The organism is Streptomyces sp. NPDC088733, assembly GCF_044751185.1.
Classification (GTDB): domain Bacteria; phylum Actinomycetota; class Actinomycetes; order Streptomycetales; family Streptomycetaceae; genus Actinacidiphila.
In genome coordinates this window covers 1-25753 of sequence record NZ_JBIVLH010000023.1, presented here as the reverse complement: position 1 = coordinate 25753, position 25753 = coordinate 1, and the positions used below count along the sequence as shown (strand labels likewise).

General features: G+C 73.7%; 19 protein-coding genes and 2 pseudogenes. 10 read left to right on the top strand and 11 right to left on the bottom strand.

What is annotated here, in order from left to right; translation table 11 throughout:
* The first annotated feature begins 24 nt into the window (after positions 1 to 24).
* Positions 25 to 882 carry a response regulator transcription factor gene (locus ACIP64_RS31795; protein WP_401593443.1) on the top strand — a complete coding sequence of 286 codons (858 nt, stop codon included), beginning with the start codon at positions 25 to 27 and terminating at the stop codon, positions 880 to 882.
* A 539-nt stretch (positions 883 to 1421) separates the two neighbouring features.
* Positions 1422 to 4223: an AAA family ATPase gene (locus ACIP64_RS31790; protein WP_401593441.1), complete on the top strand. Its 2802-nt coding sequence runs from the start codon at positions 1422 to 1424 to the stop codon at positions 4221 to 4223.
* 471 nt (positions 4224 to 4694) lie between these two features.
* Here the strand turns inward: ACIP64_RS31790 and ACIP64_RS31785 are convergent, their stop codons facing one another.
* Positions 4695 to 5204: a MarR family winged helix-turn-helix transcriptional regulator gene (locus ACIP64_RS31785; RefSeq protein ID WP_401593438.1), complete on the bottom strand. Its 510-nt coding sequence runs from the start codon at positions 5202 to 5204 to the stop codon at positions 4695 to 4697.
* A gap of 114 nt (positions 5205 to 5318) precedes the next feature.
* Here ACIP64_RS31785 and ACIP64_RS31780 point away from each other — a divergent pair, with 114 nt between their 5' ends.
* Positions 5319 to 5879 carry an NADPH-dependent FMN reductase gene (locus ACIP64_RS31780; protein WP_401593435.1) on the top strand — a complete coding sequence of 187 codons (561 nt, stop codon included), beginning with the start codon at positions 5319 to 5321 and terminating at the stop codon, positions 5877 to 5879.
* 75 nt (positions 5880 to 5954) lie between these two features.
* Here the strand turns inward: ACIP64_RS31780 and ACIP64_RS31775 are convergent, their stop codons facing one another.
* The 3 genes and pseudogenes from ACIP64_RS31775 to ACIP64_RS31765 all read right to left on the bottom strand — a co-directional run bounded on the left by ACIP64_RS31775 (position 5955) and on the right by ACIP64_RS31765 (position 9166).
* Positions 5955 to 6752, bottom strand: a complete 798-nt coding sequence (locus ACIP64_RS31775; protein WP_401593432.1) for a maleylpyruvate isomerase family mycothiol-dependent enzyme — start codon at positions 6750 to 6752, stop codon at positions 5955 to 5957.
* A gap of 35 nt (positions 6753 to 6787) precedes the next feature.
* A pseudogene (locus tag ACIP64_RS31770) lies at positions 6788 to 7708 on the bottom strand (NAD(P)-dependent oxidoreductase); the annotation flags it as partial.
* A gap of 75 nt (positions 7709 to 7783) precedes the next feature.
* Positions 7784 to 9166 carry an NADP-dependent succinic semialdehyde dehydrogenase gene (locus ACIP64_RS31765; protein ID WP_401593430.1) on the bottom strand — a complete coding sequence of 461 codons (1383 nt, stop codon included), beginning with the start codon at positions 9164 to 9166 and terminating at the stop codon, positions 7784 to 7786.
* A gap of 171 nt (positions 9167 to 9337) precedes the next feature.
* Here ACIP64_RS31765 and ACIP64_RS31760 point away from each other — a divergent pair, with 171 nt between their 5' ends.
* Positions 9338 to 12106, top strand: coding sequence for a SpoIIE family protein phosphatase (locus tag ACIP64_RS31760; RefSeq protein ID WP_401593428.1), 2769 nt, complete (start codon positions 9338 to 9340; stop codon positions 12104 to 12106).
* Here the strand turns inward: ACIP64_RS31760 and ACIP64_RS31755 are convergent.
* Genes ACIP64_RS31755 through ACIP64_RS31740 form a run of 4 tightly spaced genes read right to left on the bottom strand, consistent with a single transcriptional unit; the run spans position 12087 to position 17108 of the window.
* The gene (locus ACIP64_RS31755; RefSeq protein ID WP_401593425.1) at positions 12087 to 13238 is read right to left on the bottom strand and encodes an XdhC family protein; all 1152 of its coding nucleotides are present in this window, start codon (positions 13236 to 13238) and stop codon (positions 12087 to 12089) included. The genes ACIP64_RS31760 and ACIP64_RS31755 overlap by 20 nt on opposite strands.
* Before the next feature lie 23 nt (positions 13239 to 13261).
* Complete coding sequence (gene pucD, locus ACIP64_RS31750) at positions 13262 to 15643, bottom strand: xanthine dehydrogenase subunit D (RefSeq protein ID WP_401593423.1); 2382 nt, start codon at positions 15641 to 15643, stop codon at positions 13262 to 13264.
* Positions 15644 to 15648: 5 nt separating this feature from the next.
* Positions 15649 to 16218 (bottom strand): (2Fe-2S)-binding protein, encoded by a 570-nt coding sequence (locus tag ACIP64_RS31745; RefSeq protein ID WP_401593421.1) that lies wholly within the window; start codon positions 16216 to 16218, stop codon positions 15649 to 15651.
* Positions 16209 to 17108 carry an FAD binding domain-containing protein gene (locus ACIP64_RS31740; protein WP_401593418.1) on the bottom strand — a complete coding sequence of 300 codons (900 nt, stop codon included), beginning with the start codon at positions 17106 to 17108 and terminating at the stop codon, positions 16209 to 16211. Before ACIP64_RS31740 ends, ACIP64_RS31745 begins: the two co-directional genes overlap by 10 nt.
* Positions 17109 to 17372: 264 nt before the next feature.
* Between ACIP64_RS31740 and ACIP64_RS31735 the strand changes: the two genes are divergently transcribed.
* Positions 17373 to 19019: a PucR family transcriptional regulator gene (locus ACIP64_RS31735; protein WP_401593416.1), complete on the top strand. Its 1647-nt coding sequence runs from the start codon at positions 17373 to 17375 to the stop codon at positions 19017 to 19019.
* 17 nt (positions 19020 to 19036) lie between these two features.
* Here ACIP64_RS31735 and ACIP64_RS31730 read toward each other — a convergent pair whose 3' ends face one another.
* Positions 19037 to 19582, bottom strand: coding sequence for a TetR/AcrR family transcriptional regulator (locus tag ACIP64_RS31730; RefSeq protein WP_401593413.1), 546 nt, complete (start codon positions 19580 to 19582; stop codon positions 19037 to 19039).
* A 186-nt stretch (positions 19583 to 19768) separates the two neighbouring features.
* Here ACIP64_RS31730 and ACIP64_RS31725 point away from each other — a divergent pair, with 186 nt between their 5' ends.
* The 3 genes from ACIP64_RS31725 to ACIP64_RS31715 all read left to right on the top strand — a co-directional run bounded on the left by ACIP64_RS31725 (position 19769) and on the right by ACIP64_RS31715 (position 23154).
* Entirely contained in the window at positions 19769 to 20608 is an 840-nt protein-coding gene (locus tag ACIP64_RS31725) for an oxidoreductase (protein WP_401593411.1), read from the top strand.
* 59 nt (positions 20609 to 20667) lie between these two features.
* Positions 20668 to 22119: an aldehyde dehydrogenase gene (locus ACIP64_RS31720; RefSeq protein WP_401593408.1), complete on the top strand. Its 1452-nt coding sequence runs from the start codon at positions 20668 to 20670 to the stop codon at positions 22117 to 22119.
* A 252-nt stretch (positions 22120 to 22371) separates the two neighbouring features.
* Positions 22372 to 23154, top strand: coding sequence for a hypothetical protein (locus tag ACIP64_RS31715; RefSeq protein WP_401593406.1), 783 nt, complete (start codon positions 22372 to 22374; stop codon positions 23152 to 23154).
* A gap of 75 nt (positions 23155 to 23229) precedes the next feature.
* Here ACIP64_RS31715 and ACIP64_RS31710 read toward each other — a convergent pair whose 3' ends face one another.
* On the bottom strand, positions 23230 to 23826 hold the full coding sequence (locus tag ACIP64_RS31710; RefSeq protein WP_401593403.1) for a polysaccharide deacetylase family protein: 597 nt from the start codon (positions 23824 to 23826) through the stop codon (positions 23230 to 23232).
* On the opposite strand from ACIP64_RS31710, the gene ACIP64_RS31705 reads away from it, so the two are divergent.
* A complete protein-coding gene (locus ACIP64_RS31705; RefSeq protein WP_401593401.1) occupies positions 23816 to 24160 on the top strand; it encodes a hypothetical protein in 345 nt (114 codons plus the stop codon). The genes ACIP64_RS31710 and ACIP64_RS31705 overlap by 11 nt on opposite strands.
* A 244-nt stretch (positions 24161 to 24404) precedes the next feature.
* On the opposite strand, the gene ACIP64_RS31700 is transcribed toward ACIP64_RS31705, so the two are convergent.
* Entirely contained in the window at positions 24405 to 25223 is an 819-nt protein-coding gene (locus ACIP64_RS31700; protein ID WP_401593399.1) for a GntR family transcriptional regulator, read from the bottom strand.
* A gap of 302 nt (positions 25224 to 25525) precedes the next feature.
* Between ACIP64_RS31700 and ACIP64_RS31695 the strand changes: the two are divergent.
* A pseudogene (locus ACIP64_RS31695) lies at positions 25526 to 25753 on the top strand (IS701 family transposase); the annotation flags it as partial.

The following is a 25753-nucleotide window of genomic DNA, read 5'->3' as shown; positions in this document are numbered from 1 at the left end:
TCGGGGGTGAAGGAGCGCGGGGAGATGCCGGGTAGCGGGACGGGAACGGGCGAGGCGGCCGAGCTGCGGGCGGCGCTGCTGCGGATGCGGCGCGCCAGCGGGCTTCCCGTCGCCTTCGGCGGACTCCTCCCCGACCCGCGTGAGCTGCGGATATCCGAGCTGTCCGGCACCGCCACCAGTTCCTTGCAGGGACTTGCCGTCACCCTCGGCAACGGCCTGGGCGGCAAGACCATCGCGCTCGGCCGGCCGCTGGCCGTCACCGACTACGGCGCCTCGCGGGTGATCAGCCACGAGTACGACGGCGCCGTGGCCGCCGAGGGGCTGCGTTCGGTGCTCGCGGTGCCGGTGGTCGTGCGCCGCCGGGTGCGCGGCGTCCTGTACGGCGCGCTGCGCCACCCGACCGCACTCGGCGACCGGCCGGTCAGCGCCGCCGTCGAGGCGGCCCGCGAACTGGAGCACCGGCTCGTGGTGCGGGACGAGGCGGACCGCCTGCTGTCCACGTGCCGCCAGCCGACGGCGGGCGACCCGGCGGCGTGGGAGGAGGTCCGCGAGGCGCACGGGGAACTGCGGGCCCTCGCCCAGCGCGTCACCGATCCCCTGCTGCGCCAGGAGCTGCTCGCCGCCTGCGGCCGGCTGGCCGCCGCGTCCCTGGCCCCCACCGCCCCGCCCGACCCCGGCGCCCGGACCGTGCCGCTGTCCGCCCGCGAGATCGACGTCCTCGCCTGCGTCGCCGGCGGCGACACCAACGCCGCGGCGGGCGAACGGCTGGGGGTGCGCCCGGAGACCGTCAAGAGCTATCTGCGGTCCGCCATGCGCAAGCTCGGCGCGCACACCCGCCTGGAGGCCGTGGTCGCGGCCCGCCGCGCGGGGCTGCTGCCCTAGGTGTATTGCCCTGTGAGCCCGGCCACGCCGGCCACGAGGCGGCTCTCCGCCGTGCGACGCACCGCACCTGGGGCGGGCACCCCCAGCGATGGTTCGGGGGGCTCATCCGCCGACGGGGGCGCGGCCCCGGGCGGTGGCGGGTCCGTGGCCGCCGCTGGAGGCGTGGCGGCGGCCACGGCATGGGCGGGGCTGACGCTCCGTCACCATTCCCTCTGCGACGATCGGCCACCGGACGCCGGGAGGACGCCACGACACGTCGCTGTGCGTCAAGCCCGCCCGTATGGCTCAGTGCGCGGAACCCGGGGCGGAGGACGAACGGGGATCGCTGCCGGACATCGGGGGATACTGAAAGGGTGTCAGGAAGGAGGCGCTCCCGGTTTTTTCCCGACTTGGCCTCTCATCACCGGATATAAATCCGGCGCACAGGGATATTCCGTATAGCGGACAATCACTAAACTCTGCCAGCCACAGACCTGTCGGGATTCAATGGCCCTTTGCTTAACATTGTCCCGAACACGACACTGAGGGGAGCGGCGACCGTGGAACAGGCCTTCGACGTGCCGGCCCGACCCCGACCTGACCAGGTGATTGGGCGAGGTGATGTGCTCGCGCGCGCCCGCGGGCATGTGACCGAGGGGGGCAGCCTCCTGCTGTACGGCCCGGCCGGAATCGGGAAGTCCACCGTCCTGCGGACCCTCGCGGCCGAATGCGCCGGCGGCGCCACGGCCGTGCTGCGGTGTTCCGCGACGGAATCGGAGTCCCATCTCCCCTTCCTCGCCCTGGTCGACCTGCTGGGGCTCGTCGCCGACGAGGTGTCCGAGCGCCTGCCGGGCCCGCAGCGCGCGGCGCTGGAGTCGGCGCTGACCGGCCGCGGTGAGTCCTCCCTGCAACGGGACGGCCTGGCCCTGCGGCTGGCGGTGCTGTCGGTGCTGCGTGCGCTGGCCGCGCGGGGGCCGGTGCTGATCGTCGTGGACGACCTGCAGTGGATGGATCCGGCCAGTGCCGAACTGCTGGCCTTCGCGGCCCGCCGCGTGGCGGGCCTGCCGATCCGGGTGCTCGGCGCCGTGCGCACCGACGCCGATCCGCAGGACCAGCAGGACCGCTATGCGTGGGCGTTCCCGCAGGACGCGCTGACGCTGCGCGTGACGCCGCTGTCCCGCCCCGAGGTGTCCGAACTCCTGGAGGCGCGCGGGCACACCGGTCTGCCGCGCGCGGTCGTCCGGGACATCCACGTCACCAGCGGCGGCAATCCGCTGTTCGCGCTGGAGCTGGGCCGCGCCCTGGCGGAGAGCCGGACGCCGCCGCAGCCCGGCGAGCCGCTGCCGGTGCCGACCTCGCTGCGCGCGCTCGTGCTCAACCGGCTGGAGATGCTGTCCGCCGAGACCCGGCGCACGCTCCTGATCGCCAGCGCGGGGGCGCGCCCCACCCTCGCGACGCTGCGCAGCGCCGGGCGGGCCAACGCCGAGAGCGAGACCGCGGTCGCTGCCTCGCTCGGCCTGGTCGAGATGGACCACGACCACAGCGGGCTCATCCGCTTCGCCCACCCGCTGATATCCGCGGCGCTGTACGCGGAGGCCACCCCCGAGGACCGGCGCAGCGCGCACGCCGCGCTGGCCGCCGCGGCCGGCGACCCGATCGAACGCGCCCGGCACCTGGCACTGGCGACGACCGGCAAGGACCGGCGGGTCGCGGCGAGCCTCGCCGAGGCCGCGGACGAGGCCCGGCTGCGCGGGGCACCGTCGATGGCCGCGCAACTGGGCCTGCTGGCGGCCCGGCACACCCCGGCCGGTGCGATGCCCAGCGCCGACCAGCGGCGGCTGCGGGCCGCCGAGGACGCGCTGACCGCCGCGGAGCCCGAACTCGCCCGCGCCACCGCCCGTGAGGTGCTCGCGGTGGCGACGGAACCGGCGGACCGCGTACGGGCGTGGATCGTGGTGATCGACTCCGTCGGCCAGGCCCTGTCCGAGGTCGACGACGTCTACCCGCAGGCCCTGGCGGACGCCGGCGACGACCCGCGCCTGCAGGGCCTGGTGCGCTACCAGCTGGCCTGGCGGGCGCTGGTGGACGGCCAGATGATCCGGGCCCGCGCCGAGGCCGCCCGGTCGGCGGCGCTCGCCGCGAAGGCGGGCGACCGGCGGACCGAACTGCTCGCGCTGTCCTTCAAGGCGCTCAACGAGACGACGATGGGCCACCCGGACGCCGCCGCCACCCTGGCACTGGCCTCCGCGGAACCGCAGGACCCCGAGGTCGCCATGAACCACAACGGCCCGGTCTACATCCGCTCGCGCTACCTGCTGATGAGCGACCAGCTGGACGAGGCCCGCACCGCGCTGACCTGGCTGGTCGGCGAGGCGCGCCAGCGCGGCGCGGTGGAGAGCGAGGTCTACTCGGTGCGCAGCCTCGCCGAGATCGAACTGCGCTCCGGCCGCTGCGGAACGGCCCTCGAACTGGCCAGGGAGAGTCTGCGGCTGGCCGAGGACATCGGCATCGGCGAGGGCTTCGCGCTCCAGATCGCCTCCTTGGCCGAGGCCGGCGGCGGCACGGTGGAGCGCGCCCTGTCGCTGGCCGGGGACGCGGTGCGGCGGGCCGAGGCCGACAGCGACATGCCGTACATGACGCGGGCGCTGTACGCGCTCGGGCACGCGCGGCTGGTCGGCGCGGACCCGCAGGGCGCGGTGGAGGCGCTGCGCCGGGTGCGGGAACTGGAACGCGAGATGGGCGTGACCGAACCCGCGCGCGGCCGCTGGCAGGGCGACCTGGCCGAGGCCCTCGTCCTCACCGGCGCACTCGGCGAGGCACGCGAGGTCATCGACGCGACCCGCACGCACGCCGTCCGGCTGCGGCGGCACAGCATCCTGGCCGTGCTGGAGCGCGCCGAGGGCATGCTGCTGGCCGCCCGCGGCAACGCCGAGAGCGCGGTGGCCGTCCTCACCGCGGCGCGGCAGCGGCTCGCCGGGCTGGGCTACGGCCTGGAGGAGGCGCGGGCGGTGCTCGCCGTCGCCCATGTCGAGGCCGAGCGCCGCAACCGTTCCGCCGCCCAGGCCGCGCTGGAGGAGGCGGCCCGCCTCTTCCGCCGGGCGAAGGCCCAGCCGTGGCTCGACCACGTCGGTCCCGCGGCGGAGTCGCCTGCGGCAGCTCCTCCGGAGTTGGAGGGGCTGGCCACGATGGAGCGCCAGGTCGCCTCCCTGGTCCTGGAGGGCGCCACCAACCGGGAGATCGCCGCGACCCTGTTCATCAGCGTCAAGACCGTGGAGGCGACCCTCACCCGCGTCTACCGCAAGCTGGGCATCCGCTCGCGGGTCGACATCGTCCGCCTCGCCGCGGGCCGCCGCGCGGGCTGACCCCTCCAGGGCACGGGCCGGGGTCCGCCGGGGGCGGGTTCCGGCCGGCTCCGGTGCCTGTGCGTGACCGAGGGTTTTCCCTGCGCAACCGGGCGAGGGGCATCCCTCGTTGAGGGGCCGCCGGGTCGCCCCTACCGTAAGTGCCGCACGCAGCACAGCAGTTCAGCACCGCGAGACGCCGTGTGCGCCTCGTCTCTTCGTTCCACGGTCGCCGACGGCGTCGGCTCCGGCCGTGCCGTTCGCGCGGACTCCCCTGCCGCCCCACCGGCAGCCGCACGTCCCCCCACCGGCACCCCAGGAGCTCCGCGCCCCGGCTCGCCGTGCAAGGAAGGCCCGCCGCCGCGGTCACGGCGACCGCGGCGCGCCGGCCGGTCCGCCGCCATGAACTCCTGACCAACCGTCAGGGAGCGCCGGGGGCGCCGCGGGTCGGCCACGAGCCACCTGCGGCGCCCCTCTCCACGTCCGGCGGCGTCAGCAGCCGCCTCCCGCCGCGTCGACGGCGGCGTGGATACGGTCGAAGGCGGACTTGAGGCGGACGGCCTCACCCGGCTCCAGGGTGTCGAAGATCAGAGCGCGGACCGCCTCGACGTGCGCGGGGGCGGACGCGACCAGTTTCCCGAAGCCCTCGCAGGTGAGGGTGGCATTGGTGTACCGGCCGTCGCACGGATCGGTCTCGCGACGGATGTAGCCCCGCCCCTCCAGGCGCTTGACCACATGGGACAGGCGCGAGAGGGAAGCGCTCGCGAGGCCGGCCAGCTCACTCATCCGCATCGTGCGGCCGTCCTGCTCGGAAAGCTTCGCCAGGACGTGGTACTCCATCCAGTTCAGGTCGGCGTCCTGCTCCAGCCGCCGTTCCAGCGCGGGCAGGAGCAGGGTCAGCACCCGGGCCATCGACATCCAGGTCGCCAGCTCGTCACCGCGCAGCCAGCGCGGCTCCGCCGCAGTCACCTCGCCCACCGATGTGTCCGGATTCTTCGTCATGAGGACCAGGTTAACAAAAGGCTTGAAGCTTCAAGTTCGTCTGTTACAGTTCGAGCGGCGCTTCAGTTGAAGCTTCAAGATCAATTCCCCATGCACAGAGCAGGAATTCCCGACATGACCAGGATCGGCATCATCCTCGGCAGCACCCGTCCCGGCCGCAACGGCGAGAAGGTGGCCCACTGGGTCGTCGAGCAGGCCCGCACCCACGGCGGCGACGCGACCTTCGAGCTGGTGGACCTCGCGGACTACCCCCTCCCCCACCTCGACGAGCCCATGCCGCCGGCCATGGGCCAGTACCAGAACGCCCACACCAAGGAGTGGGCCGAGAAGATCGCCGGCTTCGACGGCTTCATCTTCGTCACCCCGGAGTACAACCACTCCACCTCCGGTGTGCTGAAGAACGCGATCGACTACCTGTTCGCCGAGTGGAACAACAAGGCCCTCGGCATCGTCTCCTACGGCTCGGTCGGTGGCGCCCGCGCCGCCGAGCACCTGCGCCTGATCGCCGGTGAGCTGAAGATGGCCGACGTGCGCACCCAGGTCGCGCTGTCGCTCTTCACCGACTTCGTCAACTTCTCCGAGTTCGCCCCGGGTGAGCACCAGGCCGCCACCCTGTCGACGCTCATCGACGAGGTCGTCGCCTGGAGCAGCGCCCTGGCGCCTCTGCGCGGCTGACCGCGCATTGACGAGGCAGGGGCGCCCGGCGGGCGCCCCTGCCTTCGGCTGCCGTCCGCTCCCTCCAACGCACCGCTAGATGATGTCGAGGCGGTCCAGGAACGGTGTTGCGGCGGACGCGTCCCCCGTGATGCGGCAGTGGTCGCGCCAGGGTGTGCGGGTGGTGGCCCAGGCGATGAAGTCCAGTGCCGTGCTCCGGACGCGGGTGGGCGCATCGGCGCCCGGCGCCAGGGTGAGCCTGCCGTCCGGCCCGTCGGCGGGCAGGACGGTGACGGTGGTGGCCCCCGGCCCGGTCAGGTCGAGCACGAGGGGCCGCGTCACCGTCGCGGCCAGTTCCGGGCCCTGCATCTGGGGCAGGCCGGCGAGCATGAACTCCACGGCGGGCGCCACCTCGCCGTCGGTCGGCTCCGGGAGGGCGAAGGGCAGGGGACCGTCCGGGGCGAGCATGTCGTTGCGCAGATGGCAGAAGACGTTGAACGCCATGGTGTTCGCCAGGAGATGCCGCGGATACGTCCCGAGGCCGGGCACCTCGACCGGCTCCCCCGCCGCGGGCGGTTCCTGGGCCGCTTCCAGGAGGTCGAGCTGCCGCGGGGTGCTGAGCCGCCACTCGGCGAGGACGTCGGCATGGCTCAGGCCGCGGCGTTCGTCGACGCGCAGATCGTGGTAGCGCTCGCGGTTCCGCGGCAGTGACGGATCGGGCGGCGGCGGGTCCACCGCCTCGGAGGCCAGCGCCGCGAGGTGCGCCATCACGTCGATGACGCGCCACCCCTCGCACGCCGACGGCAGTTCCCACTGCGCGTCGTCCACCTGGGGGACGATCTCCGCCAAGTGCGCCGTGCTCATACGCGCGGCGGCGATGCCGGCACGGGTCATCGTTCCTCACCCGCCTCCTTCGCAGGACGGTCCGGTCAGACCGCGGCGTGGCGGGACATCCGGTAGGTCGCGGCGACGTCCGCGCGGCCGAGCCCGTCGTCGCTCGCGAGGTGCAGCCGTTCGCTGACGACCTCGGCGATCCCCAGGTGCAGTCCCGCGGCGCGGGCGGTGTCGGTGATCAGCCCGGCGTCCTTGGCGGCCGCTTCGAGGGGGAACGACGGGGTGTCGAGGTCGTCGTCGAGCATCCGCGGGCCCTTGGTCTGTACGTACGGGCTGTTGAGGCCGCTGCCGTCGATGACGTCGATGACCATGTGCGGGTCCACGCCCAGGGTGCCGGCCAGGGTGAGGGACTCGGCGATGCCCTCCACGGTGGTCAGGACCCAGGCGTTGTAGGCGAGTTTGAGGCCGCTCGGCTGGCCCACCTCGTCGAGCCAGACGGTGCGCGAGCCCACCGCCTCCAGCACGGGCCGCACCAGCTCCCGCGCCTCCCGCTGCGGGGAGGCCGCCAGGACGGTCAGGGTGCCTGCCACGGCCGGCTCCTTGGTGCCGAGCAGCGGGGCCTCGACGTACGGGACGCCGAGCCGGTCCGCCTGCTGCGCGAGGCGCCTGCCCCCGTCCGGGGAGACCGTGCAGGTCTGCACCCACACGGGCCGGCCGGCCAGGCCGTCGCGGGCCTGGTCCATGACGTCGGCGACGACCTTCTCGTTCGCGAGCGCCGTCAGGACGACATCGGCGCCGCGGCAGGCCTCGGCCGGTGTGCCGCACACCGTCGCGCCGACTTCGGCCAGCGGTTGGGCGACGGCGCGGTTGCGGTTCCAGACACGCAGTCCCAGCCCCGCCGCCGCGATGTTGCGGGCCATGGCCTCCCCCATGGTGCCCGTGCCCAGCACCGCGACCACGGGTCCGCTCTGCCCGGACGAGGCCGTCCGGTTCGTTTCGCTCATCGCCGTGCCTCCCTGTGCTCGGCGGGCCGCGCGCCGCGCCGGCGGCGCGGGCCCTGTCGTGCCGACTGGCGTCCGGCGGCCGGGGGGTCAGGCGTGCTGCCCGATCCAGACGGTCTTGGCGTTCATGAACTCCCGCATGCCCAGGTCGGACAGCTCGCGGCCGTAGCCGCTGCGCTTGACGCCGCCGAAGGGGATCTCGGGGTAACTGGTCGTGTTGCCGTTGATGAAGGCCATGCCCGACTGCACGTCGCGGACGAACAGTTCGCGTTCGGCCTCGTCCTCGCTCCACAGGTTCGACCCGAGGCCGTAGGGGTGCCCGTTGGCCTCCCGCAGGGCCTCGTCCAGGGAGGGCACCGTCCACACCTGCGCCACGGGACCGAAGACCTCCTCGTGGTACATCCGCATGTCCGGCGTGGTGCCGGTCAGCACGGTCGGCGGGTAGAACCACCCGGGCCGGTCCGGGCGTTCGCCGCCGAGCAGGACCGTCGCGCCCTTGGCGACGGCGTCGTCGACGTACGACTCCACGTCCCCCCGGCCGGACTCCGTGGCCAGCGGCCCGACGTCGGTGGCCGCGTCCATCGGGTCGCCCACCACCAGCGCGCCCATCTTCGCCACGAACATCTCGAGGAACGCGCCGCCGATCTCCTCGTGCACGAAGAAGCGCTTGCCGTTGATGCAGGACTGCCCGTTGTTGAGGCACCGCGCCTTGACCGCGACATCGGTCGCCCGCTCCAGGTTCGTGGAGGGCATGACGATGAACGGGTCCGAGCCGCCGAGTTCCAGGACCACCTTCTTGATCTCGTCACCGGCGATGCCGGCCACCGACCGCCCGGCGGGCTCGCTGCCCGTCAGCGTCGCCGCCGCCACCCGCGGGTCGCGCAGCACCTGCTCCACCCTGCCGGCGGAGATCAGCAGCGTCTGGAACACGTCGTCGGGGAAGCCCGCGTCGTGGAAGAGCTCCTCCAGGTACAGGGCGCACTGCGGCACGTTCGAGGCGTGCTTGAGCAGACCCACGTTGCCCGCCATCAGCGCGGGCGCGGCGAACCGCATGGCCTGCCACAACGGAAGGTTCCACGGCATCACGGCGAGCACCACGCCGATCGGCTGATACGTCACGAACGTCCGCGCGGCGCCCACGCGCCCGGCGTCGGACTCCAGGTCCCGCAGGAACGCGGGCCCCTCGGTGGCGTAGAACCGCAGCCCGTGCACGCACTTGACCACCTCCTCCTCCGCGGCGCGGAAGGTCTTGCCCATCTCCGAGGTGATCATCGTGCTGACGCTCTCGACCTCCTTCTCCAGACGGTCGGCCGCGTGGTGCAGCCATTCCGCCCGCTCCTCGACGCCCGTCAGCCGGTACGAAGCGGCCGCTGCCGCCGCCCGGGCGAGCTTGTCCTCGAGCTCCTCAGGGGTCAGCTCATCGAACCTCCTGAGGACCTCACCTGTCACAGGGCTCGTGGTTGCGATAGCCATGAATCCACGGTATGACCGCCCGAAAACATCAGCAATTCACCTGTTTGCGCTGGCGTCGCACCGCGGCCCGGGCACGCCGCGGGGCACTCGTCCGGCGCACCCGCCGCGGCCGCCGACCGTACCCCCGCGTACCAGTCGCCTCATCGGTTCCGTGCGTGTAGACATAGCCCTATGGCGGGCCCCAACGACCAGCAGGCCTCGCGAAGACCGCCGGCCCGGGGCCTGCGTGTTCTGCTGGCCGGACGCAGCGTCGCCGGCCAGGTCTTCCTGCTGCAGGTCGTGGTGGTGCTCCTGCTGGTCGCCGCCGCGGTGGTCGAACTCCTGGTCCAGGCGAAGCACGACAGCCGGCAGGAGGTGGGCAACCGCTCGGTGGCCGTGGCCGCCGCCTTCGCCAGTGCCCCCGGGGTCGCCCAGGCCCTGGCCTCGCCCGACCCCTCGGCGGTCCTCCAGCCGAGGGCGGAGGAGGCCCGCAAGCGCTCCGGCGTGGACTTCATCGTCGTGACGGACACCGAGGGGACCCGCTACACCCACCCCGTGCCGGACCGCATCGGGGAGAAGTTCGTCGGCGACATCGGTCCCGCGCTGCACGGCGAGGTGGTGACGGAGACCGTCACCGGCACCCTCGGACCGCTCATCCAGGCGAACGTGCCGGTGTTCGACGCCCAGGGCAAGGTCGTCGGCATCGTGTCCGCGGGCATCACCATCGCCAAGGTCAGCGGCGTGGTCAACCAGATACTGCCCATCCTGCTGGGCAGCGCCGCCGTGGCGATGGCGCTCGCCATGGGCGGCACCTGGCTGATCGGCAGACGGCTGCTGCGCCAGACCGGCGGCCTCGGGCCGCTGGAGATGACCCGTATGTACGAGCACCACGACGCGGTGCTGCACGCCGTGCGCGAGGGCGTCCTCATCCTCGACGGGGACGGGCGGCTCCAGCTCGCCAACGACGAGGCGCGGCGGCTGCTGCGGCTGCCCGCGGACGCCGAGGGCCGGCCCGTCGGCGAGCTCGGCCTGGAGACGCGTGCCCGCGAACTGCTGTCCTCGGGCCGCACGGTGACGGACGAGGTGCTGCCCGCCGGCGACCGCCTCCTGGTGCTCAACAACCGGCCCACCGACCTCAACGGCGGCCCGCCCGGCTCGGTGGCCACCCTGCGGGACGCCACCGAGCTGCGCGCCCTGTCCGGCCGCGCCGAGACGGCCAGGACCCGGCTGCGGCTGCTGTACGACGCGAGCGTGGCGATCGGCACCACGCTGGACATCACGCGCACCGCCGAGGAACTCGCGGAGGTCGCCGTCCCGCGCTTCGCCGACTACGTCACCGTGGACCTGGCGGAACCGGTGCTGCACGGCGAGGAGCCGCTGCGGCCCGGCCCGGCCGTGACGATGCGCCGGGTGGCGGTGAGCGGGGTGCGCCCGGACCCGCCGCTGGGCCCCGAGGGGCACCCGGTGGTGGTCCCGCCGTCGAGTCCCCAGGCCACCGGGCTGACGACCGGCCGCGCGGTGCTGGAGCCGTGTCTCGCGGACTCCGCGGACTGGCGGCGGCAGGACCCGGAGCGCAACGCCAAGGTCCTCTCCTTCGGCATCCACTCGCTGATCTGCGCGCCGCTGAGCGCGCGCGGCGTCCTGCTCGGCCTGGTCAACTTCTGGCGATCGCAGGAGAGCCCGCCGTTCGAGGAGGACGACCTGTCACTGGCCGAGGAGCTGGCGGCACGCGCCGCGGTCTGCATCGACAACGCCCGCCGGTTCACCCGCGAGCACACCATGGCCGAGACCCTCCAGCGCAGCCTGCTGCCGCAGAAGCTGCCCCGGCTGAACGCGATCGACGCGGCCTACCGCTACCTGCCCGCGCAGGCGGGGGTGGGCGGCGACTGGTTCGACGTGCTCCCGCTGCCGGGGGCCCGTGTCGCCCTGGTCGTGGGGGACGTGGTCGGGCACGGCCTGCACGCGGCGGCCACGATGGGGCGGCTGCGCACGGCCGTGCACAACTTCTCCGCCTTGGACCTGCCGCCGGACGAACTGCTGAGCCACCTGGACGAACTGGTCGGCCGCATGGACCGGCCCGACGCGCTCCCGGACACCGGCGAGGACGGCGGCGAAGATGAGGGCGACGACGCGAGTGCGGTCGCGGGACGTGTCCCCGGCGGCACCGCGGTCTCCGGCGCCACCTGCCTCTACGCGGTCTACGACCCCGTCTCGGCGGTGTGCACCCTGGCCCGGGCGGGCCATCTGCTGCCTGCCCTGGTGGGGCCCGACGGCGCGGTGGACTTCCTCGAACTGCCCCAGGGACCGCCGCTGGGCCTGGGCGGGATGCCCTTCTCCGCGGTGGAGGTCGTGCTGCCCGAGGACAGCACCCTCGTCCTGTACACCGACGGCCTCGTCGAGGACCGCGAACGGGACATCGACGAGGGCCTGGAACAACTGCTCGGCGTCCTGGCGGGGCGCCGGGGCCGGGACCCCGAGGCGATCTGCGGGGACGTGCTCGACGCGATGCTGCCGCCGGACCCCGCCGACGACATCGCGCTGCTCGTGGCCCGCACCCGCGTGCTGGACGGCAGCCGCGTCGCCGAGTGGGACGTGCCGGGCGACCCGGCGGCCGTCTCCGGCGTCCGGGCGGCGGTGTCCCGCCGGCTGGCCGAATGGGGGCTCGCGGAGCTGTCCTTCACCACCGAACTGCTGCTCAGCGAGCTGATCACCAATGCCATCCGCTACGGGGCCGAGCCCATCCACGTGCGGCTGATCCTGGACCGGACCCTCATCTGCGAGGTCTCCGACGCCGGCAGTACCGCCCCTCACCTGCGCTACGCGGCCACCACCGATGAGGGCGGCCGGGGCCTGTTCCTCGTCGCCCAGTTCGCCGAGCGCTGGGGCACCCGCTACACCGCCACGGGCAAGGTCATCTGGGCCGAGCAGGCGCTCGCGGGGGTCACGCCGCCGGAGTGGTGACGCCCGCGGCCGGTGCGGCGGGCGCGGGCTCGTCGCGGTGGATCGGGGTGTGCCCGCCGGTGAGCGGGACGCCGGAGCCGCCGCGCCGGTGGGCGACGATCTCGGCGGCGATGGACAGCGCGGTCTCCTCCGGGGTGCGGGCGCCGAGGTCGAGCCCTATGGGGCTGTGCAGCCGGGCGAGTTCCCCCTCCGCCAGGCCCGTCGCGCGCAGCCGCTCCAGGCGCTGTTCGTGGGTGCGCCGGGACCCCATGGCGCCCACGTACCCGACCGGCATGCGCAGGGCGCGCTCCAGCAGCGGCACGTCGAACCTGTCGTCGTGGGTGAGCACGCACACCGCGGTACGGCCGTCGACCGGGGTCCGTTCCAGGTAGCGGTGCGGCCAGTCGACGACCACCTCGTCGGCGTCGGGGAAGCGGCGCGCGGTCGCGAAGACCGCGCGGGCGTCGCAGACCGTCACGGTGTACCCGAGGAACCGGCCGGCCCGTACGAGGGCGGCGGCGAAGTCCACCGCGCCGAACACCAGCATGCGCGGCGGCGGCACCCCGGCCTCGACGAGCAGCGTGACCGGCTCGCCGCAGCGGCTGCCGTCCGCGCCGATGTGCGCGGTCGCGGTGCGTCCCGCCGCCAGCAGCGCGCGGGCCTCGGCGGCCGCCGTACGGTCCAGGCGCGGGTCGCCGAGCGTGCCCTCGTACGCTCCGCCGGGCCGCACCAGCAGGCCCCGGCCCAGCAGTGCGGCCGGGCCGCGGACGACCCTGGCCACGGCGACGGCGTCCCCGGCGACCGCGCCGGCCAGCGCCGCGGCGTAGTGCGGCTCGGCGCGGGGGTCGATCCGCTGGACGAAGACGTCGATGGTGCCGCCGCAGGTCAGCCCGACGGCAAAGGCGTCGTCGTCCGCGTGGCCGAAGTGCTGGAGCACGGGCTCTCCGGACTCCAGCACCTCCCGGCACACCTCGTAGACGGCGCCTTCGACGCACCCGCCGGACACACTGCCGACGGCGGTCCCCCCGGCGTCGACGGCCAGGGCCGCCCCGGGCTGCCGGGGCGCGCTGCCGCCGACCGCGACGACGGTCGCGACCGCGAACGGCCTGTCCTGCCCGGCCCAGCGGTGCAGTTCACCGGCGATGTCCAGCATGAATGGCGCTCCTTGACGCTCCGTCAGGTACCCGTGAGGTGCTCGGGTCGTACCGGTACGCGTTCCAGGGGCAGCCCGGTCGCCGCGCGGATGGCGGCGACGACCGCCGGTGTGGAGGACAGGGTGGGCGCCTCGCCCGCGCCGCGCAGCCCGTACGGGGCGTGGTGGTCGGCGAGTTCGAGCACGTCGACAGGGATCGGCGGTGTGTCGAGGATGGTGGGGATCAGGTAGTCGGTGAAGGACGGGTTCCTGACCTTCGCCCCGTCGGAGACGACGATCTCCTCCATGACGGCCAGCCCCAGCCCCTGGGTGGTGCCGCCCTGGATCTGGCCGACGACCGCCAGCGGGTTCATCGCCTTGCCGACGTCCTGGGCGCAGGCGAGTTCGACGACCTTCACCAGCCCGAGTTCGGTGTCGACCTCGACGACCGCGCGGTGCGCGGCGAAGGAGTACTGGACGTGGCCGAAGCCCTGGCCGGTCCGCAGGTCGAAGGGCTCGGTCGGGCGGTGCCGCCACTCCCGTTCGATGTCGATCACCTCGTCGCCGAGGACCTCGGCGAGCGGGGCCAGCACCTCCCCGCCGTCGGTGACCACCTTGCCGCCCTCCAGGAGCAGTTCGGCCGTCGCCCACGCCGGGTGCCCGCTGCCGAACCTGGCCCGGCCCATCTCCAGGGCGCGTTCGCGCACCGCCTCGCAGGCGTGCCGCACCGCGCCGCCGGTGACGTACGTCTGCCGGGACGCCGAGGTGGAACCGGCCGAACCGACCCGCGTGTCGGCGGGGTCGATGGTGACCTGGGTGACGCCGAGCTCGGTGCGGGCGATCTGCGCGTGCACGGTGATCCCGCCCTGGCCGACCTCGGCCATCGCGGTGTGCACGGTCGCGACGGGCTCGCCGGCGACCACCTCCAGGCGGACCCGGGCGGTGGAGTAGTCGTCGAAGCCCTCGGAGAAGCCGACGTTCTTGATGCCGACCGCGTAGCCGACGCCGCGTACGACGCCCTCGCCATGGGTGGTGTTGGACAGGCCGCCCGGCAGGGCGCGCACGTCGACCGCGCCTCCGGCGCTCTCCCACTGGGCCTCCGGCGGCATCGGCATCGCCTTGACCCGGCGCAGGAGTTCGGCGACCGGCGCCGGGGAGTCCACGACCTGGCCGGTGGGCATGACCGAGCCCTGCGACATGGCGTTGAGCTGCCGGAACTCCACCGGGTCCATGCCGAGCGCGGCGGCCAGCTTGTCCATCTGCGCCTCGTAGGCGAAGCACGCCTGGACCGCGCCGAAGCCGCGCATGGCCCCGCACGGCGGGTTGTTGGTGTAGAGCGCGATCGCCTCGACGTCCACGTCGCCGACGACGTACGGGCCCACCCCGAGCGACGCGGCGTTGCCGACGACGGCGGGCGAGGAGGAGGCGTAGGCGCCGCCGTCCAGCACGATCCGGCACTTCACATGGGTGAGCCGGCCGTCGCGGGTGGCACCGTGCTCGTAGTGGAGCTTCGCCGGGTGGCGGTGGACATGGCCGAAGAAGGACTCGAAGCGGTTGTAGACCATCTTCACGGCCTTGCCGGTGCGCAGCGCCAGCAGGCAGGCGTGGATCTGCATCGACAGGTCCTCGCGCCCGCCGAAGGCGCCGCCCACGCCGGAGAGCGTCATACGGACCTTGTCCTCCGGCAGTCCGAGGACGGGGGCGATCTGACGCAGGTCCGCGTGCAGCCACTGGGTGGCGATGTAGAGGTCCACACCGCCGTCCTCGGCGGGGACGGCGAGTCCCGACTCCGGGCCGAGGAACGCCTGGTCCTGCATCCCGACCTCGTAGTCGCCCGTGACGACGACGTCGGCGCGCCGGGCCGCCGCCTCGGCGTCGCCGCGGACGACCGGCTGCCGGTGCACGATGTTGGGGTGCGGGACATGGCCGATGTAGTGGTCGGTGCGGCCCTCGTGCAGGAGCGGCGCGTCCGGCGCGGTCGCCGTGGCCTCGTCCACCACGACGGGCAGCGGACGGTACTCGACCCGGATCTTCGCGGCGGCGCGGCGTGCCGTCTCCGGGTGGTCGGCGGCCACGATGGCAACCGGCTCGCCGTGGTGACGGACGCGGCCGTGGGCCAGGACGGGGGTGTCCTGGAGCTCCAGGCCGTAGTGCCGCACCCCGGTCGGCAGGTCCTCGTGGGTGAGGACCGCGTACACGCCCGGCTGGGCGAGGGCCGCGGAGATGTCGATCGCGACGATCTCGGCGTGCGCGTGCGGACTGCGGAGCGTGTGCCCCCACAGCATGTCCTCGTGCCACAGGTCGGAGGCGTAGGCGAACTCGCCGGTGGTCTTGAGGAGTCCGTCGGGGCGCAGCGTGGACTCGCCGATGCCGCCCCTGGTCTCGCTGCCCTGGGTGGTCGGCGTCGGGGTACGGGTCACGCCCATCGCGGTCAGCCCTCCGCCCCGGTGCGGGCGGCCGCGAGGCGGACCGCGTCGAGGATCTTCTCGTAGCCGGTGCAGCGGCACAGGTTGCCCGACAGTGCCTCGCGGATGTCGGCGTCGGTGGGCCGGGGGTTGTGCTCCAGGAGTTCGTCGGCGGCGACCAGCAGTCCGGGGGTGCAGAAGCCGCACTGCACGGCGCCTGCGTCGAGGAACGCCTGCTGGACGGGCGACAGGGCGGTGGCCGGGTCACCGGGGCGGGCCTGCCACTGCCGGGCGGCGTCCAGGCCGGTGCCGCCGGGGGCGTTGTGCGCCGCGGGGGCGTCGCGCTCCTCGGCGTACCGCGCCAGGCCCTCGACGGTCACCACGTCCCGGTCCTGCGCCTGTCCGGCAGCGACCAGGCAGGCGCACACGAGGACACCGTCCAGGCGCACCGTGCACGAGCCGCACTCGCCCTGCTCGCAGGCGTTCTTCGAGCCGGGCAGGCCCATCCGCTCGCGCAGGACGTAGAGCAGGCTCTCGCCCTCCCAGACGTCGTCGGCCTCCTGGCGGCGTCCGTTGACGGTGAAGGTCACGCGCATCGGGTGCCCCCCGTCCCACCGCGGGCGCCGCCGCGGTACTCCTGCCATGTCCAGCCGAGGGTGCGGCGGGCCATGACGGTCAGCGCGTGCCGGCGGTAGGCGGCGGTGCCGCGCACGTCGTCGATGGGGCTGGCGCAGGCGGCGACCAGCTCCGCGAACTGCCGGGCCACGGCCGGGGGGACGATCCGGCCGTTGTCCCAGAACCCGCCCTCCTCCAGGGCCGCGTTCAAGAACTCCTCCGCGACGACGGCGCGGACCGGGGTGGGCGCCGCCGACCCGATCCCGGTGCGGACCGTGCGGGTGTCCGGGTGCAGGGCCAGGCCGAAGGCGCAGACCGCGATGACCATCGCGTTGCGGGTGCCGACCTTGGAGAACTGCTGGGGGCCGTCGGCGTTCGCGATGTGGACGGCGCGGATCAGCTCGTCCGGGGCGAGCGCGTTCCGCTTGACGCCGGTGTAGAACTCCTCGACCGGGATCATGCGGGTGCCGCGCACCGAGACGGCCTCCACCTCGGCGCCGGCGGCCAGCAGCGCCGGGTGCGCGTCGCCCGCCGGGGAGGCCGCGCCGAGGTTGCCGCCGACGCTGCCGCGGTTGCGGATCTGGGGGGAGCCCACGGTGTGCGCGGCCAGGGCGAGGCCCGGCAGCTGCCGCCGCAGGTGCTCCATGATCCGGGTGTAGGGGACGCAGGCGCCCAGCCGCACGGTCCGCTCCCCCACCTCCCACTCGTGGAGTTCTGCGACGCGGTTCAGGTCGAGCAGGACATCGGGACGCCGGTGGTCGAAGTTGATCTCGACCATCACGTCGGTACCACCCGCGATGGGCACGGCCGAGGGATGCTCCGCCTTCGCGGCGAGCACCTCCTCCCAGCTCGCGGGACGCAGGAAGTCCATGCGGCGCTCTCTTCTCGTCGGGAATCGGAATGGCTCGTTCATGTCCTGTTCACGCGATGTGACTCAGTACACTTCCATGCACCCGTCCGGGTGCAGTCACCGAACACCTGAAGCACTTGGCTGGTCGGTAGGCTTGCCTTGTAGATTCCTCCGAAAATCGCGGACCGGAAACCTGTCGGCATCGCGGTGGCAACACCGACGCAATGCATCAGGCGCCACCCTGGTACCGCCTCGACCGGAGGCGTACGAGACGAGGCGACGACGATGCGGCTGCGCGCACTCCTGGACACCGATGCCCTCGGGCTGCGGCTGCTCGGCGGCGAGGAGGAGCTCGACCGCACCGTCCGCGGGGTGATGACCACCGACCTGAAGGACCCCAGCCGCTACCTGACCGGTGGCGAGCTCGTCCTGACCGGTCTGGCGTGGCGGCGGGAGCCCGCCGACTCCGAGCGCTTCGTCCGCATCCTCACCGCGGCCGGGGTCGCCGGGCTGGCGGCCGGCGAGGCCGAACTCGGCTCCGTCCCCGACGACCTGGTGCTGGCCTGCGCCCGGCACCGCCTGCCGCTCTTCGCGGTGGACGAGGACGTCTCCTTCGCCTCCATCACCGAGCACGTCGTACGGCAGGTCTCCACCGAGCGCGCGGGCGACCTGGCGGCCGTCGTCGAGCGGCACCGCCGCCTGATGGCGTCGGGCCCGGCGGGCGGCGGCCCGGACGCCGTCCTGGACCTGCTCGGCAGCGACCTGGACCTGCGCGCGTGGGTGCTGTCCACGACCGGGCGCCGCATCGCCGGCTCCGACCACCCCCTGCCCGCGCAGGTCCGCGCCGAACTGGCCGGCGAGCACCTCGCCGCGTCCCGGACCGGGCGGCCCTCACCGCACCGCGCGTACGCGGCGGGCCGCCCCTACTCCCTCTTCCCGATCCGCAGCGGGGACCCGGCGGCGGACGTCCGGGCCACCTTGCTGTCCGACTGGTTCCTGGCCGTCGACGCCGACGCCGGCGAGTGGCCCGCCGAACGGCTCGACCTGCTCCACGGCGTCACCCAGCTCATCGCCGTCGAACGCGAGCGCCGCGACGCCTCCCGCACGGTGCGGCGGCGGCTGGCCGCGGAGGTCATGGACCTGGTCCAGGCCGGCGCGCCCCCGTCCGAGATCGCCGCGCGTCTGCGGGTCGCCGCGCCCGTCCTCGCCCCGGGGCTCGGCGCGGCCCCGCACTGGCAGGTCGTGGTCGCCCGCGTCGACTGGGCGGGCGGCGGCGTGCCCTCGGGTCCCGCGGCGCAGGCGCTGCTGGAGGAGGCCCTGGTCGATCCGGCCGCCGTCGGCTCGGACCCGGCCGACCGCATCGCCGTCGCCCACGCCGGCGACGAGGCGCTGGCCCTCGTCCCGCTCTCCTCGGTCGACACCGACGGCCCCGCACCCGAGCTCTCCGCCCAGCGGCTGCTCGGCATGCTCCGCGCCCCCCTGACCCACGGCCTCGACGGCGACGGCCGCCTCACCATAGGCGTCAGCGCCGCCGTCCACTCCGCCGACGGGCTGCGCGGCGCCCTGGAGGAGGCCCGCCACGCCCGCCGCGTCGCCGCCGCCCGCCCGGGCCGGGTGTGCGTCGCGGGCCACGAGGAACTCGCCTCCCACGTCCTCCTGCTGCCCTTCGTCCCCGACGACGTCCGCCGCGCCTTCACCGCCCGCCTGCTGGACCCGCTGCGGGACTACGACCAGCGGCACCGCGCGGACCTCATCCCCACGCTGGGGGCGTTCCTGGAGTGCGACGGCTCCTGGACGCGCTGCGCGAACCGGCTGCACCTGCACGTCAACACCCTGCGCTACCGCATCGGTCGCATCGAGCAGCTGACGGGCCGTGACCTGTCCCGGCTGGAGGACAAGGTCGACTTCTTCCTGGCCCTGCGGATGAGCTGACCGCTGCCGGCCGGGCGTCAGCCCGCGCCGAGGCCGGTCAGGAACGTCGCGGCGACGAGGTCGGCAGCCCGCGGGGGGTCCACATCGGGGAACCGGTGCGCGACGGAGTCGACGAGCCCGCTGAGGACCGCCCGCGCCCACGCGGGGTCGGTGTCCGGCCGCAGGAAGCCCTCGTCGACGATGCGCTGGACGAAGGCGTCGAGGCGGGCGCTCTGCTCGTCGCGACGGGCGCTGGCCTCGGGGTCCTTCTGCATCATCCGCCGGGTGTCGACGGGCCATTCCCGGCTGACCGGGATGATCCCTTCGAGGTAGCGGTGCAGGGCCACCTGGACCGGGGCCTCGGTCAGGCGCGCCTCGTCCAGAACGCGTCCCGAGGAGTCGAGCTTGGCCTGGAAGACGGCGCTGAGCAGAGCCTCCCGGTTCGCGAAGCGGCGGTGGACCGTCGTGCGGTCGACTCCAGCGGCGGCGGCGATGGCCGCCATGGAGGTGCCCGGGTCCTCGGCCAGGAGGCGGGCGCCGGCCTGGAGGACGGCGGTCAGATTGCGTGCGGCGTCGGCTCTCATGGTCCGCCGATTCTACCGTCCGGCATCACTTGCGCCATCAAACACTCGCCGTGAGATGCAACACGTCGATTAGATGCAACATTGATGTTGCGTTTCACGGAAAACCCTCTACGTTGGAGTTGCCGCCAGGAGAGGCGCGCATCGATGGACCGATAGACCGATGGACCGACGAAACGAGGCACGCGCATGTCACGCACATGGCTGATCACCGGAGGCTCGCAGGGGCTGGGCATGGCCCTGGCCCTCGCGGCGCTGGACGCGGGCGACCGGGTGGTGGTGACCTCACGCACCCCCGGGGCGCTGGATTCCCTGCGGGCCCGGTACCCGGAGCGGCTGGAGGCGGTGGCGCTGGACGTCACCTCCGCGTCGCAGTCCAGGGACGTGGTGGCGAGGGCGGTGGAACGGTTCGGTTCGGTCGACGTGCTGGTCAACAACGCCGGTTACGCCACCACCGGCTCGATCGAGGACTTCCCTGAGGACGAGTTCCGCGCCCAGGTCGAGGCCAACCTCTACGGCGTCGTCCATGTGACCCGGGCGGTGCTGCCGGTGATGCGCCGTCAGAGGTCCGGGCACGTGGTCCAGATCTCCTCCATCGGCGGGCGCGTCGGGGGCACGCCGGGCCTCAGCGCCTACCAGACGGCCAAGTTCGCCGTGGAGGGCTTCTCCGAGGTGCTCGCCAACGAGGTGGCGCCGTTCGGGGTGAAGGTCACCATCGTCGAGCCGGGCGGCATCCGCACCGGCTGGGCCGCGGGCGCGGCGGAGCCGTCCGGCCCGGTCACTCCCGACTACGCGCCCACGGTGGGCGCGTGGCTGGCCCGGTTCGCCGAGTACGCCGGCAACGAGCCCGGCGACCCGGACCGCATGGCCCGCGCGATCATCGGCGCGGTGGACGCCGAGGAGCCCCCGCGCCGGCTCCTGCTCGGCGGTGACGCCCTGGGCATCGCCATCCGCTCGGAGGAGGGCCGGCTCGCCGAGGCCCGCGCGTGGGCCGAGGTCAGCCAATCCACGGACTTCCCCACCGCCTGACCGGCCCGGCCGGTCCCCTCTCCCCCTCTGCCCGTCCCGTACGAAGGAACCCGCACGACATGACTGTCCACGACAAGCTCTACATCGGCGGCTCCTGGGTCGCCCCCAGCGACCCGGACCTGCTGCTCGACATCCTCTCCCCGCACGACCAGTCCCTGCTGGGCAGCGTGGCGCAGGCCGCGCCCGCCGACGTGGACGCGGCCGTCGCCGCGGCCCGCGAGGCCTTCGACCACGGGCCGTGGCCGCGCACCGCGCCCGAGGAGCGGCAGGAGATCGTCCGGCGCTACGACGCGCTGCGCGCGGCACGTGCCGACGAGGTCGCCGCGGCGATCTCCGTCGAGAACGGCTCCGCGGGCTGGTTCACCAAGGCCGGCCAGCCGTTCCTGACCCGCCAGGTCGGCGCGTACCTCAAGGCGGCCGAGGAGTTCGGCTGGGAGGAGGTCGTCGAGCCGTCCGATCCCTCGGTGGCCTTCGACACCATCGTGCGGCGCGAGGCGATCGGCGTGGTCGCTGCCGTCATCCCGTGGAACTCCCCGTTCTCCGCCGCCACCGCCAAGCTCGTGCCGGCCCTGCTGGCGGGCAACACCGTGGTGCTGAAGGTCTCCCCGGAGAACTCGCTGAGCATGATGCTGCTGGCACAGCTGTGGCACGAGGCGGGTCTTCCCGAGGGCGTGCTCAGCGTCCTGCCCGCGGACCGCGAGACCAGTGAGTACCTCGTCTCGCACCCCGGTGTGGACAAGATCTCCTTCACCGGTTCGACGCGCGCCGGGCGGCGTATCGCCTCGATCGCCGGTGAGCACCTCAAGCGCGTCGGCCTGGAGCTGGGCGGCAAGTCCGCCGCGCTCGTGCTGGAGGACGCGGACCTGCCGGCCGTGACGCAGGGCCTGCGGTTCGGTTCCATGGCCAACAACGGCGAGGCCTGCATCCTGCAGACCCGCATCCTCGCGCCGCGCAGCCGGTACGAGGAGGTCGTCGCGGCGGTGAAGGAGATGGTGGAGTCGCTGAAGGTCGGCGACCCGTCCGCCCCCGACACGTTCATCGGCCCGATGATCCGCCGCGACCAGCAGCAGCGTGTCATCGACTACATCACCCTCGGCATCGAGGAGGGCGCCCGCCTGGTCACCGGCGGCCCGCAGGTCCCCGAGGGCCTGGAGAAGGGCAACTACGTCACCCCGACCGTGTTCGCCGACGTCGACAACTCCATGCGCATCGCCCAGGAGGAGATCTTCGGCCCGGTCCTGGCCGTCATCGCCTACGAGGACGAGGACGACGCGGTCCGCATCGCCAACGACTCCGAGTACGGCCTGTCCGGCGGCGTCTGGTCGGCGGACCCGGAGCGGGCGCTGTCCGTCGCCCGCCGGCTGCGCACCGGCACGGTCACCGTCAACGGCTCGCCGATGAGCTTCGACGGCCCGTTCGGCGGCTACAAGGCGAGCGGGGTGGGGCGCGAGTACGGCAAGGTCGGCCTGACCGGCTACGTCGAGCACAAGTCGATCACCCGCAGCCGGTAGCCGTCGCGCTGCCCCGGCGGGCCCGGGAGCCGGCCCGCGAGGTGGTGAAGCCGGCTCCGCCGCCGGTCGGCCGAGGTACGCGGAACATTTCGGCCGCTGCCGGCGGGGGCTCGCGCCCCGGTCCTCGCGGGGCGCGGGAAGCGCGCGGGGCGGAGGGCGCCGTGATCGATGCGTGTCCGCCCTCTTGGCGCGGCACCCCGTGCCGTGCTGGACTTCGCCCAACGGGCTCGATGACGCGCTTCGGGAGGGCAAGTGGCGGACACCGCCATGTCGGACGCAGAGGTGGGACCGGCCGAGGGCGGTGGCGCGCCACCCGACGTGGCGCGGCTGCGCGGGCGGGGCTGCTGGACGGAGGCCGCGGCGCTGCTGGCGCCGTACGCCGCCGAGCGTCCGGAGGCCGCCACGCGGCGGGCGGCACTGCTGATCGAGCGGTGCCTGTTCACCCTGGACGGCTGGGCGGAGGCCGAGGACGCGCTGCGCACGGCGGAGGCCCTGGCCCGTACCGACAACGAGCGCGGCGAGGCCTCCTGCGAACGGGGGAACCTCGCCTACCTCGTGACGCTCTTCGGGCCGCGGGACCGCGCGGACGAGGCACGGGCGGCCCTGATGCGCAGTGCCGCGCTGCTGGAGCCCGGTGCGCCCGGACGGCCGCTGCTGGACTTCCGGCGGGGCCTGGTGGCGGAGCGGCTGGGCGACGACGCCACGGCGGCCAGGGCCTCCTACCTGCGGGCGCAGGCCGGGGCCGAGGCGCACGGCGATCCGCTGCTCACCTCCCACATTCTCGGCCGGCTGGCCGGACTCGCCGCCCGCGACGGCGATCGCGCCGCGGCCCGGCAGGGTTTCGCGGAGTCGCTGCGGCTGCGGGTGGAGACCGGGTACCTCGTCGGGACCGCCCCGGCCCTGGCCGCGCTGGCGACCGTGGAGCCCGAGCCGGAGGCGGCCCGGCTGCGCGCCGAGGCCGCACGGCTGTTCCGGCTGCTCGGCGGCGTACCCGTGTGGCTGGCGGAGAGCCTGGACGGCGAGGCGGTCGCGTAGGCGCGGGCGCCTCGCGAGAGGCGCCGACACGCTTACGGGCGACCGCGGTTCAGGGCCGCGCGCCGGGGCGGGGGCTCACTGCGCGGCGGGCGGCGCCTGGATGTAGTCCTCCAGGCGGGCCACGGTGAAACCCTGTTCACGGATGTGGCGGAGCATGTTGGCGAACATGTGCGTCATCGTGACGCCCTTGAGCTCCGCGGGTCCGCGGAAGTGCGCGAGGATGATGTCCCCGGGGCGCAGCCGCTTGTCCGCGGTCTGGTACTGGATCTGCTTGATCTGCATGGACTCGCGCCACAGCACGATCGCCCGCGGACCGCACTGGCGCACCGCCGCGCCGAGGGAGTCCGCGTAGGCTCCGGCGCCGTACGGCGGGCGGAAGAGGAGGGGGGCCGCGCCGTACCGCTGGGTGAGGACTTCCTGGTTCCCGCATATCTCGGCGCGCTGCCGGGCGGGCGACAGCCGCGTCATGTCCGGGTGGTGCAGCGTGTGGTTCTGCACATGGTTTCCCAGCGCCTGGAGTCGCGCGAAATACCCGTAGTCGCTTTTGATGGCGTCATTCGTCAGGAACATGGTGACGGGGACCTTCAGGTCCTCGAGCATCCGGACGAAGTCGGGGCTCTTCTCCTGGCCGTCGTCGATCGTTATGAAGACAATCTTCTTCTTGGTCGGCACCTTCGATATCACGGGGACCGGGCCGTGGGCGGTGAGTTCGACCGGCTTGACGGCCGGCGGCTCCGGGGCCGGCGCCAGCGGTTTCAGCCCCCATTTCGCCCAGGCGTCCGCTGCGTTTGCCGTGTTCGCCGACGGGCTCGGGGACAGAGGTGCGCTGAGCGGCGATGCGATCGCGCCGGGCCCGGAGGAAGGCGTTCCCCCGTGCGCCGCCGCGCTGCCGCCGCTCGCGCACCCGGTCACGGCAGTGCCGAGCACGAGCGCGCCAAATGCCGCACCGAGCAGTGCATTCCGTCGTCGCCGCACACGCCCGGGCAACGGCCGGACATTTCCATGAGTCATGCACGAACCGTATACGCCCGCAATGTGCAGCAAGACACGGGGTCGGTCCCGCATTCCCCGGTACCGAATCCGGGACCGGCCACGGGCGCGTGAATTCTATCGCGTCGTTTTCGGCGAGCGAACAATTCCCGCGCGGGACCACGGGAACAGGAACGGTTCCTGACAGGTTCCCCACATTCGCCGGGCACCCGTGACGGGTTTCCCTTTCATGCGCCACCCGCATCGTGCGGGACGGACCCTCAGTCGCCGTAGTGGCCGCGGGCCAGGGCCTCGACCACGGGGAGGTCACCGCTGACGAGGGCCTCCAGGAGCGCGGCGTGCTCACCGGCGTCGGCGACGAGTTCGGCCCGGATGCAGCGCGGTGTGCCGCCGGCGCGGGCGTGGTCCTCGGCGACCGGCCATTGGGCGCGGCGGTGCAACTCCTCGGCGACCGCGACGAGTTGCCGGTTGCCGGAGACCTCCAGGAGCGCGCGGTGGAAGGCGCGGTCGGCCTCGGCGTAGGCCGCGCGGTCCCCGAGGGCGGCGGCGGCCACGGTGGCCTCGACCAGCGGCCGCAACTGCTCCCAGCGGGAGGACGGCACGGTGCGCGCCAGCCGCAGGACGACGGGCACCTCCAGCAGCGCGCGCACTTCGGCGAGTTCCGCGCGGTCCCGGCGGCTGCGCTCGAAGACCCGGAAGCCCTTGTTCGGCAGGGCCTCGACGGCGCCCTCGCGGGCGAGCAACTGCATGGCCTCGCGGACGGGTGTGGCCGAGACCCCGAAGCGCTCGGCGAGCGCCGGGGCCGAGTACACGGCGCCGGGCCGCAGCTCGCCGGTCACCAGGGCGCCGCGCAGCGCGCGCAGGACCTGGTCGCGCACCGAGTGCCGTTCGGGCATCCGGCGCGGCCGGGGCAGCGCCTCGGCACGGCCCGGGGCGGCGTCCCGGAGGGGCTCGGCCTCCTGGTGCCGCTCGGCATGCGGATGGGCACCCCGGACGAGCTCGTCGTGGCCGGGCGGCAGCCCGGGGGCCGCGACGGCGGCCGCCTGGGCCGGCCGTGCGGCTCGGGGGGCGTACTCCACGGGGGCTCCTTCGGACGGGACGGTGTGCGCCTGGCGCACTCCTACAGTCGGTGCGCGCCGCCCTCTATTGCAACACTCTCCACGACCTGCTTCGAGAACTTACCTCCCGCCCTGCCCCCGGAAGCGAAGCAAGGCGAGGCTCACCTCATTTGGATCTTTTGTCCGGTCCACCTCGCACATGACCCGGCAGCGCGCGTCACGGCGTCCGCCGGACAGCCCGAGCGGGGTCACGCCAGAGCCCTCCACTAGTACTGCAACGGTCTTTGCCGTGACGGGTGGGCAGCGGGCTCGTTGAGGTGGGCATGGGGTGGGATGTGGTGCTGTCTGATGCGAGCCGGTGGTCAAGTGGTCTGGCGGAGTTGCACGAGCGGTTTATGCACCGGTTCGCCAGGTCCGAGCCGCGGGAGTCGGCACTGGCCTATATGAGGGGGCTGATAGCCCCGCTGGAACGGAAGAACGGCTGGACGCTGGCCGAACAGGCAGGTCACACAGGCCCGGACCGGATCCACCGGCTCTTGAACCGCATCGAC

Bases quoted from the DNA above. Each gene is read 5' to 3' on its own strand.
- ACIP64_RS31795 (WP_401593443.1), top strand. From the start codon at position 25: ATGCCGGGTAGCGGGACGGGAACGGGCGAGGCGGCCGAGCTGCGGGCG.
- ACIP64_RS31735 (WP_401593416.1), top strand. From the start codon at position 17,373: ATGCGGCTGCGCGCACTCCTGGACACCGATGCCCTCGGGCTGCGGCTG.
- ACIP64_RS31740 (WP_401593418.1), bottom strand. From the start codon at position 17,108: ATGGACTTCCTGCGTCCCGCGAGCTGGGAGGAGGTGCTCGCCGCGAAG.
- ACIP64_RS31785 (WP_401593438.1), bottom strand. From the start codon at position 5,204: ATGACGAAGAATCCGGACACATCGGTGGGCGAGGTGACTGCGGCGGAG.
- ACIP64_RS31755 (WP_401593425.1), bottom strand. From the start codon at position 13,238: ATGCTGGACATCGCCGGTGAACTGCACCGCTGGGCCGGGCAGGACAGG.
- ACIP64_RS31760 (WP_401593428.1), top strand. From the start codon at position 9,338: ATGGCGGGCCCCAACGACCAGCAGGCCTCGCGAAGACCGCCGGCCCGG.
- ACIP64_RS31720 (WP_401593408.1), top strand. From the start codon at position 20,668: ATGACTGTCCACGACAAGCTCTACATCGGCGGCTCCTGGGTCGCCCCC.
- ACIP64_RS31775 (WP_401593432.1), bottom strand. From the start codon at position 6,752: ATGACCCGTGCCGGCATCGCCGCCGCGCGTATGAGCACGGCGCACTTG.
- ACIP64_RS31730 (WP_401593413.1), bottom strand. From the start codon at position 19,582: ATGAGAGCCGACGCCGCACGCAATCTGACCGCCGTCCTCCAGGCCGGC.
- ACIP64_RS31745 (WP_401593421.1), bottom strand. From the start codon at position 16,218: ATGCGCGTGACCTTCACCGTCAACGGACGCCGCCAGGAGGCCGACGAC.
- ACIP64_RS31780 (WP_401593435.1), top strand. From the start codon at position 5,319: ATGACCAGGATCGGCATCATCCTCGGCAGCACCCGTCCCGGCCGCAAC.
- ACIP64_RS31725 (WP_401593411.1), top strand. From the start codon at position 19,769: ATGTCACGCACATGGCTGATCACCGGAGGCTCGCAGGGGCTGGGCATG.
- pucD (WP_401593423.1), bottom strand. From the start codon at position 15,643: ATGGGCGTGACCCGTACCCCGACGCCGACCACCCAGGGCAGCGAGACC.
- ACIP64_RS31765 (WP_401593430.1), bottom strand. From the start codon at position 9,166: ATGGCTATCGCAACCACGAGCCCTGTGACAGGTGAGGTCCTCAGGAGG.